Annotated in this window: 11 protein-coding genes; 4 read left to right on the top strand and 7 right to left on the bottom strand. The window is 39.9% G+C overall.

Going from position 1 to position 10,043, the window contains the following annotated elements:
• Positions 1-387: 387 nt before the first annotated feature.
• The 6 genes from LC574_RS10840 to LC574_RS10815 form a co-directional block, all read right to left on the bottom strand.
• On the bottom strand, positions 388-618 hold the full coding sequence (locus LC574_RS10840; protein ID WP_229453531.1) for a type II toxin-antitoxin system ParD family antitoxin: 231 nt from the start codon (positions 616-618) through the stop codon (positions 388-390).
• Between the two features lie 149 nt (positions 619-767).
• Positions 768-1,169, bottom strand: a complete 402-nt coding sequence (locus LC574_RS10835) for a type II toxin-antitoxin system VapC family toxin (RefSeq protein ID WP_229453530.1) — start codon at positions 1,167-1,169, stop codon at positions 768-770.
• The gene (locus tag LC574_RS10830) at positions 1,166-1,525 is read right to left on the bottom strand and encodes a hypothetical protein (RefSeq protein WP_229453529.1); all 360 of its coding nucleotides are present in this window, start codon (positions 1,523-1,525) and stop codon (positions 1,166-1,168) included. The genes LC574_RS10835 and LC574_RS10830 overlap by 4 nt, the downstream gene beginning before the upstream one ends.
• A 122-nt stretch (positions 1,526-1,647) precedes the next feature.
• Positions 1,648-1,866 carry a type II toxin-antitoxin system HicA family toxin gene (locus LC574_RS10825; protein WP_229453528.1) on the bottom strand — a complete coding sequence of 73 codons (219 nt, stop codon included), beginning with the start codon at positions 1,864-1,866 and terminating at the stop codon, positions 1,648-1,650.
• Complete coding sequence (locus LC574_RS10820; protein ID WP_229453527.1) at positions 1,867-2,085, bottom strand: type II toxin-antitoxin system HicB family antitoxin; 219 nt, start codon at positions 2,083-2,085, stop codon at positions 1,867-1,869.
• Between the two features lie 267 nt (positions 2,086-2,352).
• On the bottom strand, positions 2,353-4,566 hold the full coding sequence (locus LC574_RS10815; RefSeq protein ID WP_229453526.1) for a phosphoketolase: 2,214 nt from the start codon (positions 4,564-4,566) through the stop codon (positions 2,353-2,355).
• A gap of 421 nt (positions 4,567-4,987) precedes the next feature.
• Here LC574_RS10815 and LC574_RS10810 point away from each other — a divergent pair, with 421 nt between their 5' ends.
• Together LC574_RS10810 and crtO are read left to right on the top strand one after the other, a co-directional pair.
• A complete protein-coding gene (locus LC574_RS10810) occupies positions 4,988-5,743 on the top strand; it encodes a DUF2993 domain-containing protein (protein WP_229453525.1) in 756 nt (251 codons plus the stop codon).
• A gap of 101 nt (positions 5,744-5,844) precedes the next feature.
• Positions 5,845-7,539 (top strand): beta-carotene ketolase CrtO, encoded by a 1,695-nt coding sequence (crtO, locus tag LC574_RS10805; protein WP_229453524.1) that lies wholly within the window; start codon positions 5,845-5,847, stop codon positions 7,537-7,539.
• A gap of 304 nt (positions 7,540-7,843) precedes the next feature.
• Here the strand turns inward: crtO and LC574_RS10800 are convergent, their stop codons facing one another.
• Positions 7,844-8,374: an AbfB domain-containing protein gene (locus tag LC574_RS10800; protein WP_229453523.1), complete on the bottom strand. Its 531-nt coding sequence runs from the start codon at positions 8,372-8,374 to the stop codon at positions 7,844-7,846.
• Between the two features lie 628 nt (positions 8,375-9,002).
• Here LC574_RS10800 and LC574_RS10795 point away from each other — a divergent pair.
• Positions 9,003-9,746 (top strand): tetratricopeptide repeat protein, encoded by a 744-nt coding sequence (locus tag LC574_RS10795; protein WP_229453522.1) that lies wholly within the window; start codon positions 9,003-9,005, stop codon positions 9,744-9,746.
• Between the two features lie 78 nt (positions 9,747-9,824).
• The coding region (locus LC574_RS10790; RefSeq protein WP_229453521.1) for an NAD-dependent epimerase/dehydratase family protein at positions 9,825-10,043 on the top strand (219 nt) is incomplete at its 3' end.

The raw sequence follows: 10,043 nt of genomic DNA, 5'->3' as shown, positions 1-10,043 counted from the left end.
CTCGAATCAGGGCTTTAAGTTCATCAATGGTAAGATTATTAACTTGCATAGTGGTGATTTCATAAAAGACTTATTTACCAATTTTAGTCTATCGGTAATCATTGCTGAGAAGCTAAAAGTACGGTTTATTTGTTGAAGGGACTTAGACAAAAAACACTGAGTAGCCGATGAGGTTAGGCTGGGTTCAGCACGTAGGGTGATTGCGATCGCTTACAGTCCGACTAATTTCTTCTGCTGTGTATGTATTCTTAACTTCCAAAGATTTCAAACTTGAAGAAATTGATGATTTGCAAAATAAGTTATAGTTCTGAGTCTTCATCAAATATTAATTCAAGGTCTATTGCAGCATGAAGACTAAATTGCACGTTGATGTTTGTTCATTTTTTCTCAGATTGTTTGACGAATATCTTCCCAATCTTGAACAGTCATTTCTGTTGCATTCCCAGAGTTTAATCCTTCCAGAAGCATTGTTTCTAGACGTTCATTTGCTCTCTGCTTTTGATCTTGTCGCACTAATTCACGAAAATATTCGCTGACACTGCTGTAACCACCTTGAGCTACCTGTTCTTCTATATAAGTTCGCATGGTGTCAGGTAAGGAAATATTGATACTTTTCACAAGTATTAGTTTTTGAATCTGTTTTTCTACATTATGGCAGTTTTTGCCATTTTATGGCATTGCACAGTAAATTTTATTTGCGATTAAACTGAGGATGCTGGGTTAGGGACAGCATAATACAGCCTACGGGACTAACTAATGTTGAGTTTTTAAAGCAGAGTCCAGTTTTCCAGTTTTAATCCGTTGATGCGTTCGTAGTGACGAGTATTGTTTGTTACTAAAGTGTAGTTTTCTGCAAGTGCAACACTAGCAATTAGTAAATCAAATTCAGCAATTGTTTGCCCTATTCTACGGAGTTCTGCTTTTAATTCACCATACTTTCTAAGAGCAGGATCAGTTAAAGATAAGACGGATAAGTTTTGAATAAAGTCTTCTGCATTACCTAAGTTTTCTGAAACTCGATTAGAATTGTATGCACCATAATACAATTCAGCAGCAGTGATGACACAAATGCATACTTCATCCCATCCGACTGCTAATAATTTATCTCTGACTGGCTGGCGACCCTTAAGCCAATAAATACATGTATCAGTGTCGAGTAAATAATTCACAAGCTATAATTGCGATCATTTACAGTACGACTTGAATATATTTCATCAACAATTTCTTCTGCGGTGCGTGTATCTTCCCAGCTTCCAAAGGTTTCTAAAAAACCTTCTGATGCATTGGGTTTTGGCTGCTGTTCAGATGAGAGAATGATTTCATTCACTATCAATTGATTTGCTTCTGGGACTCCTAATTTTTTGGTTTCCTCTTTAGCTATAACCATGATTTGCATCAAGGTTATAGCCTGACGCAGAACATCACCTTTACTTGTGCCTATTTTATTTGCTAGTTCGTCTAGTATCTGATTTAGTTCAGGTGACAAATCTAAATTTAAGCGAACCACCTTTTGAGTGTCAGTCATGGTTCTATCCTTGTGTAAAATCTTAAGTACATTATAGTCGGCTGATACTGTAAGATTGACAACGATGATTCAACAACTTCATAGGGATATTCTGAATAATATAATGAGCCTTGTAATTGAATTTATTTGTTTTCGAGGAATTCATCAACTGTAATTCCTGCCTGTCGAATCAAACTTCTAAGTAACCCAGGTGCTAATTCCCGATGATTGGGAATTGATAAAGTTGGTTTTGAGTCACACCAAAGTATCATGTGGCTTCCCGTTTGGTGATTTAATACATAACCAAACTTTTCAAAAATCTTGACAGCTTCCTTACCGGAGATATTTGATAAACGTCCCATTTATACTACAACTTCCCCGATAAACACTTGCGATTCCTTAACAATATAAGGTTTGCCATGTTTAGCTTGAACGTGGAGATATCCCGTAATGGCATCTTTAATATTTTCAACTGCCTCATCTAGTGTTTTGCCTTGACTCACGCAGCCTGGAAGTTCAGGAACCTCAGCAACATAGCCTTTATATTCTGAATCAAAGGTAAAAATTACTTGGAATTTCATAATAAATTAATCGTGTATATAGCGCCTATGGATAAATATAACGCTCAAAAAGGCGATAAAACAGGAGTCAGAATACAGAATTCAGAATTCAGAATACTCTACCCATAAAGGGATAGAGTTTTAATTAGGAATAATATTTTAATTTTTTTTGCCCACAAGGGGCAAGGTTTTAAACCAATATTCATTACCCAGTCGTCCAGAATTCAATTCTGAATTCTGACTCCTGAGTTCTGAATTCTTCTTATAAAATTAAAAACAATTCCAGCTTTAATGCACTAACGCGATCGCACGTTTCGTCAACGCTTCAGCAGTCAATCCATTAAACGCCATCAACTCGCCAGCACTGGCTGTAGTCTCCCCACGCTTCCACGCAAAAGTGTCGCGCTTGGCTGTACTCCGTAACAAAATTGGTTCCAGCATCGCCGCAGCACCACCAGTCACTGCAATTAACGCATCGCCATCAAATAATTCGGCAAATTTCCCATCATCCAAGAAACCGCCTTCGGCTTGGGAACAGGTATCCCACGCGGTATCATGGCTACGGTACAATTGCCGAGGATTGATTACAGTAACTATTTTGGCTCCAATACCTTCAGTTTCTAAGAAAGCAGCAGCTTCAAATACTGGCATTAATGTCATATCACCAATTACAGCAAATACAACTTGTTTATCACCAGCGATTTCATGTAATAGCACCGCGCCATCGCGTAACCCTTGACGAGTTTGTTCTAGAGTGGTGCGAATTGGTAACGGCGATTTACTTGCAGTAATCACAATTCCCTTATTCTTAGTTTTCAACGCCCAATCATAACAAGCTTGAATACTATTAGCATCAGGCGGAAATAATGGGAAAACATTTCCATTTCGCATCAGTGAAGCAAAGTAAGCTTCAATTTCTGGACGTTGGTGAGTCCAACCGTTGCGCCCTTGCTCTAATGCGCCTGCTGTGAATAAAGTAATAGTCGAAGGAGTTGGACGCCGCAATTCTGCCATTGCTTGGGTTACAGTTTGCCAAATTGGTAATCCGTTGATGGCAAAAGATTCGTAAGAACACCACAATGTTCTCGCACCCATTAACGCCAAACCCGCAGCTAAACCGGCACAAGCATCTTCACTCAATGGTTCATAAACTTGTCCATTTGGTGCTTGATTATATAAGTCGTCGGTTGTGGGGTGGATAATCTTTAATGCTTGGTTGATGTTGGCAATTCCTGATGCTTCGTTACCATCGGCGTTGGTGACGAGGAAATTCTGATCTTTATTTCCAACTATTCCTACCAATCGTCCCATCGCGGTTGTGGAAACTTTGGCTTCACTTCCAACTGCATATTCTTCTAAAGGTAATTCGCCTAATTCTGGTAATGGAAATTCAAATTCTGTCACCACAGTTTTTGCTGCTGGGCCACCACCGGCGCGTTCTGCATTTGTTCTGACTAATTGCCAAGCTTCCGCAGACAAAGCACGGGTTTGCAATGCACTGACAATATGCGGCGCATCCAGCGTATCTTTGGGATACAGGTTGTGAGATTTTGCCCCCCGCGCGTGAACTCCTGCACCTTTGAGTTGTTTAATAATGAAGACGGTAAGTTTACCATCCAACGCCGATCGCGCTGCTTGATCTACACCCGAAAGTACTGCTTGAGTAAATGCTAGGCGTTTCTCAAAAGAAAAGGCGGTACTATCAACGTAATCCCCTGGCTGGTTTTGATCGTCGAAATCCTTGGCATCCACTAACACGATTTCATCAAAACCGTTACCTTGCCAATATGCTTGCATCTGTTCGTTGGTTTTGAGGGAAACCATGCTGTGATGTTCTTGGCTGTAACCGTTCCACACCAACACCGGCAAGAAATTGGTGACAGCAGGATAAGCTGTATGGAAGTGTGCGATCGCACTTACAATATAAGGCTCACCCAATCCACCATCACCAACTGTAAAGGGAAATAACTTATCTTTGTGCAACAGTGCAGCCGCCATTGCAAAGTGTTGCCCTTGTCCCAAAGGCCCCGCAGGTGCGAGAATACCGGGAATGTAACCGGAAAGGTGTCCTAATAATCCGTGCTTTTCTCGGAAGCGATCGCGCAATTGTTGGACTGTAAAAATTCCCATGTCCTCTAGCGAACGATCCAAGAACATGGCACTATAAAATCCAGGGGCGTGGTGTCCGACTTCGGTAATAATGTTCTTGTATCCCAGCATGACAAGAGAGGCGTAAGCTTCCGCTTGGCTGGCGAATCCGCCGGGATGTCCAGAAGCTTTACTAGCAGTAACTTGTAAAGTTAGGTAGCGTAAGGCGTCAGCAGCAAGTAAAGTTTGATATACTGCATTCGGTTCTGTGGGAGATGCGATCGCTATTTTGCCTGACTCTATAGCAGGTGTTGCGCCATAAGTTTCAAAGTCTGGTAAAGCTTCACCAAAATATTGAATTCCTTCAGAAAAATCGGGAAGCGCTGAAGATGCCTTCGGGGAGATTGCAGTCATGCTGAGTACCTTTTGACGATTAGGTGAAACTGTCTGACTTTTCACGGTATCTAGAAAACCTCTCTACATTTCTCTCCTACAAGGAAAGAGACTTTGAATTTTCCCCCTTCCTGCGTCGGGAAGGGGGTTAGAAGGTTAGGTTTTTTGTGGGCTTTTCCAGATGACATGAAAAATCAGATGAAACTGTAGATGCTCGTTGAATTTAACAAAAATTTTACATCTTTGAGGTTGTAACCGCTTTGCTTTATTTTCCAGCTTTGCAAAGGTATTTTGGCGCGATTAATTTTTGGGGAAAGCAGATACACCACTTTCTACGTGATTACTCAATCCTCCAATTTGCATATATCGCAATATAGATTCGCTCGTTAGCATCTAGCCTTTACAGTAAATAGTAAGAGGACATTTAGGAGATTACTATTTCATGCCTGATGAGCATCGGTTGGAGGAACAATTTTTATCCCAGGAAGCTGAAAGAAGAATATCAGAAAAGCTAGATGACGCAGAAAAAATAGAAATAGATGTACAAACCGATCTGTTGAAAATAGTTCAGGGACAAGCGGATGGAGTTTCGGTTTCAGGACAAGGATTAGTAATCCAAGAAGATATTCGCGTACAGGAAATAAAACTGCAAACAGAAAGCATTAGCATCAATCCCTTAAGCGCTCTTTTTGGTCAAATAGAACTTAATGAGCCAGTAAATGCCATTGCTCGCATTATACTGACAGAAGCAGATATGAACCGCGCCTTAGCATCAGACTTTGTTAGCAGCCAGATGCAAAACTTTGATTTGGATGTAGATGGCAAAATTGTGAGTTTTGAGGCACAAAAAATTGAAATATTTTTACCTGGTGATGGCAAAATAGAATGTAGGGGAAGAGTGCTGTTAAAGGAAAAGGGAAATACTCGCATTTTGGGTTACACTGCGATCGCACGTCCACGCACTCATTCACAACCCGCGATGCTGGAGGCTTTTAACTGCACTGAGGGAGGAGGAATTTCCATAGAAGTAGTTACAGCTTTAATGCACAAAGTCAAAGAATTGATGAATATACCATATTTTAAATGGGAAGATATGGTGTTTCATATTAAAGATATAAAAGTAGAAACTGGTAGTTTAGTGCTTCTCGTAGAAACTCAAATGAAGCAAATACCATCATCAGAAATATCATCTCCTTAGTAGTGGCAATAGTTAAAGATAATTTTTGCTACTGAAGGATGATGTAAATGTAGTAAAATGTTTCTAATATTTAGAAAGCTACTTATTTCTAAATTCCAACTATGCAAGAGTATGATGTTGTGCTGATTGGTGCTGGACATAATGGGTTAGTTTGTGCAGCTTATTTGCTGAAAGCTGGTTATAGCGTCCTGTTACTAGAAAAGCGTTCTGTTCCAGGCGGTGCAGCAACAACTGAAGAATGTTTACCACAAGAGGCTCCTGGATTTAAATTTAACTTGTGTGCTATTGACCACGAATTTATTCACTTGGGGCCAGTTGTTGAAGAATTAGAACTAGAAAAATACGGCTTGCATTATTTGGAGTGCGATCCAGTTGTTTTCTGTCCTCATCCTGATGGGAAGTATTTCTTAGGACATAAGTCAGTAGAAAAGACTTGTGCAGAAATCGCTCGTTATAGTGAACGTGATGCCAAAAAATACGCAGAATTTGTAGATTATTGGCAGAGGGCATTGGGTGCAATGATTCCCATTTTTAATGCACCGCCAAAGTCAATTATAGACATCCTTGGTAACTACGACATTACAAAACTGAAAGATTTATTTTCGATGATTGGTTCCCCAAACAAAACGCTGGACTTTATTCGCACCATGTTAACCAGCGCCGAGGATTTACTTAACGAGTGGTTTGATGAGGAATTTATAAAAGCGCCACTAGCCAGACTAGCATCAGAACTTGGTGCGCCGCCATCACAAAAAACCCTTGCTATTGGTGCAATTATGATGGCGATGCGTCACAACCCTGGAATGGCAAGGCCGCGCAGCGGAACTGGCGCACTTGTGCAAGCTTTAGTGAATTTAGTCACAAGTAAAGGTGGCGTTATTCTCACAGATCAGCATGTTGAAAAAGTTTTAATTGATGATGGAAAAGCTGTTGGTGTGCGAGTAGCTGGTAACACCGAATATCGCGCTAAATATGGCGTTATTTCTAATATTGATGCCCAGCGGTTATTTTTGCAAATGACTGATAAAAGCGATGTTAATGCAGCCGACCCAAATTTATGGGAAAGATTAGAACGCCGCATCGTTAACAATAACGAAACTATCCTCAAGATAGATTTAGCTTTAGACGAACCACTGCACTTTCCATACCACGCCCATAAAGATGAATATCTTGTTGGTTCTATCTTGATTGCCGATTCTGTAACTCATGTAGAACAGGCTCATAGTAAATGCACCTTGGGAGAGATTCCTGATGCCGATCCATCAATGTATGTGGTGATGCCTAGCTACTTAGACCCCACATTAGCACCACCAGGAAAACATACTGTATGGATTGAGTATTTTGCCCCTTATCAAATTGCTGGTGCAGAAGGCACTGGTTTAAAAGGTACTGGTTGGACAGATGAATTGAAAAACAAAGTTGCAGATAGGGTGATTGATAAACTAGCAGACTATGCACCCAATGTCAAGAATGCAACTATTGCTCGTCGTGTAGAAAGTCCAGCAGAACTAGGAGAAAGATTAGGTGCGTACAAAGGAAATTATTACCATGTTGACATGACCCTAGATCAGATGGTATTCTTCCGTCCCTTGCCAGAAATAGCCAACTACAAAACGCCAATTGAGAATCTATTTTTGACTGGTGCAGGGACTCATCCAGGTGGTTCGATTTCGGGAATGCCGGGACGCAATTGTGCGCGTGCATTTTTGCAAGCAAAGCATCCCATTAGTCAAACTTTGAAGGATGCGCGGGATTCGATTAAGTCAACTGTCGAGTCAGTGTTTGGGATTAGTTAAGCGTTGTACAGACAAAGTATATTATCACCAAGGCATACATTTAATAGGCTTTTTGCAAAAGTCAAAAATAGATGTATGCCTTCCCGCCATATTTACTAGGGAGCATCCCACTTTTTTGCATGTCATTGCAAGCGTTGCGAACGCGAGTGCGTCTCTTAGAGTTGCAATCACAAAATCCTCCAACTCAGAGCGAGTCCATGCGATTGCTTCGTCGTTCCTCCTCGCAATGACAATTATTTTCTCATTAAAAAATAAAAACTGGGATGCACCCTATTTACCACAATCATCTTCAAACCTACTCTAGCTATGGAGCGAACGGTACTACTAGTGTAAAAGTGGCATCGTTTAAAAAGAAGCTATTAGTGCTGTACGGGTCAATATATAGCTCGAAGTTTTTGTGGCGTATGTAGTAATTAGGAAAATTATATGAACTAAAAGAAACATTTGTTAAACTTGCTAAACCTGGTTTTATACAAAAGGTTGCATCATCTCTGAACGGCGCAGTATTGTCATTAGGAGCTAATGTAATTCTCAAATTCTGATGTCTTAAATAGTATCCTGGAAGATTTGAGGATTCAAATGAAACACAGTTAGAAGACGCTAACCCCGACCTTACTCTAAATCTTGCATCTGCTCTGTCTAGAGAACTTGAAATGGAACTAATTTCGCCAAGGAAATTGCGATGACGAACATAGAAATTAGGAAAATTAAATGCTCGTATTGAAACAGTCGGTTCAACAGGAGTTGATTGTGCGATCGCAGGATTAATTGACGTAGAAATAGATATAGGAAGCGCTGATAGGGTTATTGCTAGTGTAAAGAAGGTTTTTTTCATGGTTACAATCCTTTAGATTCTGCAACAATGCTCTTATTTGAAATTTGGTTTTAGTACAGCTTTGCGTCAAATCGTAAGATTTTTAAACGCAGAGAAGCGCAAAGGAAACGCAAAGTAACGCAGAGTTTTAACTAATTTCATTCGCTACGAATACAATAGAGATATTATACTTAGTTCGAGTAATTGTGAAAATCAGTTATAAATCTTTATATAGTCCATCTTAAGACCCTTGTTCATTAAAACGGAAATTACCACACAAGTGGGATGTCTACGACGGGCTACGCCGAAGCAACGTATATAGCAATCCTATTTGATTCCCTCTCCACCGAGAGGCTCAGATCCCCGACTTATTGAAAAAGTCGGGGATCTTTTTGTTTGTAACTCCTGCACAGATTGCTATAGCAACACAAATTATTGTTTTTCGAGTGAAATAGGCCCTAAGCAATTGCTTTACGTGTATCTAATATGATAATGTAGCATACGCTTGAGTTTGATAAGCTTATATGCATTATCAACAAAGTTATTTTTTAGAATATAAGGAAATTAATGGGTAAAAAGTAGGGGATTTTGATAATACTTATAAAACAAACAGCTTTTAACATCATCTTAGAAATTTTGTAGGTACAGCATGGTTTTTCGGCGCTACTTGGTTGCATCTGGCTTGATAGTTTTCTTCGCATTTGGCTGTAGTGGTGGGGCAAACTCATCAACAGAAAATACTACAAAAGTTGTGCAAGAAAGTAATGTAACCCAGCTTTTCATAGAAGCGAAGGCTACCCAGAAAGCAGAATATTTCTTTCATCAAGGTAATAATTTATTAGATGGACAACGTTACAAAGATGCAATAAAAGCTTATGATAAAGCGATCGCCATCAAAGTTAAGAGTCCTGAAGCTTGGATTAACCGTGGCATAGCCTTAACATCGTTGCAACATTACCAAGATGCGATCGCATCCTACGACAAAGCGATCACTATCCAACCCGACAAATATGAAGCCTGGTATAATCGTGGCATAGCCTTAACATCGTTGCAACGCTACCAAGACGCTATTGCATCCTACGACAAAGCGATCGCTATCCAACCCGACAAATATGAAGCCTTAATTAACCGAGGCATTGCTCTGACAAAGCTACACCGCTACCAAGATGCGATCGCATCTTATAATAGAGCGATCGCCATTAAGCAAGATTTGCACCAAGCATATTACAACAAAGCTTGCTCTTATGCATTACAAAACAATCTCGAATTAGCAATTGAGAATCTAGATAAAGCAATCCAGTTTGTTCCTGATAAATACAAGAAGTTAGCAAAAACTGACCCAGACTTTCGCAAAGTGCGTAATGAAAAGCAGTTTCAAGAATTACTTCAATAGTATTTTATAACCACCACTCAGTGTAGAATATAAGCTTGCTATAACAAATATTTTTTCTTGAGCGGTTTACAATTAAACATGAAAAAATTGTTAATTACCGGAGCAAGTGGTTTTTTAGGATGGCATCTTTGCCAGCTTGCAAAACAAGAATGGGAAGTTTATGGTACTTATTTTTCCCATTCTTTAGAGATTCCTGGCATCAAAATGCTAAAAGTGAACTTAACAGATTTTCAGGAATTGCAGCGCATATTTAGTGATGTCAAACCAACAGCAGTTATTCATACTGCTGCACATTCG

Origin of the sequence: Nostoc sp. CHAB 5715, assembly GCF_020829685.1 — a bacterium.
GTDB lineage: Bacteria > Cyanobacteriota > Cyanobacteriia > Cyanobacteriales > Nostocaceae > Nostoc.
The sequence above is the reverse complement of the archived record's forward strand: the minus strand, read 5'-3'. Positions and strand labels throughout refer to the sequence as shown.

Bases quoted from the DNA above. Each gene is read 5' to 3' on its own strand.
- LC574_RS10830 (WP_229453529.1), bottom strand. From the start codon at position 1,525: ATGACTGACACTCAAAAGGTGGTTCGCTTAAATTTAGATTTGTCACCT.
- LC574_RS10825 (WP_229453528.1), bottom strand. From the start codon at position 1,866: ATGGGACGTTTATCAAATATCTCCGGTAAGGAAGCTGTCAAGATTTTT.
- LC574_RS10820 (WP_229453527.1), bottom strand. From the start codon at position 2,085: ATGAAATTCCAAGTAATTTTTACCTTTGATTCAGAATATAAAGGCTAT.
- LC574_RS10815 (WP_229453526.1), bottom strand. From the start codon at position 4,566: ATGACTGCAATCTCCCCGAAGGCATCTTCAGCGCTTCCCGATTTTTCT.
- LC574_RS10810 (WP_229453525.1), top strand. From the start codon at position 4,988: ATGCCTGATGAGCATCGGTTGGAGGAACAATTTTTATCCCAGGAAGCT.
- crtO (WP_229453524.1), top strand. From the start codon at position 5,845: ATGCAAGAGTATGATGTTGTGCTGATTGGTGCTGGACATAATGGGTTA.
- LC574_RS10800 (WP_229453523.1), bottom strand. From the start codon at position 8,374: ATGAAAAAAACCTTCTTTACACTAGCAATAACCCTATCAGCGCTTCCT.
- LC574_RS10795 (WP_229453522.1), top strand. From the start codon at position 9,003: ATGGTTTTTCGGCGCTACTTGGTTGCATCTGGCTTGATAGTTTTCTTC.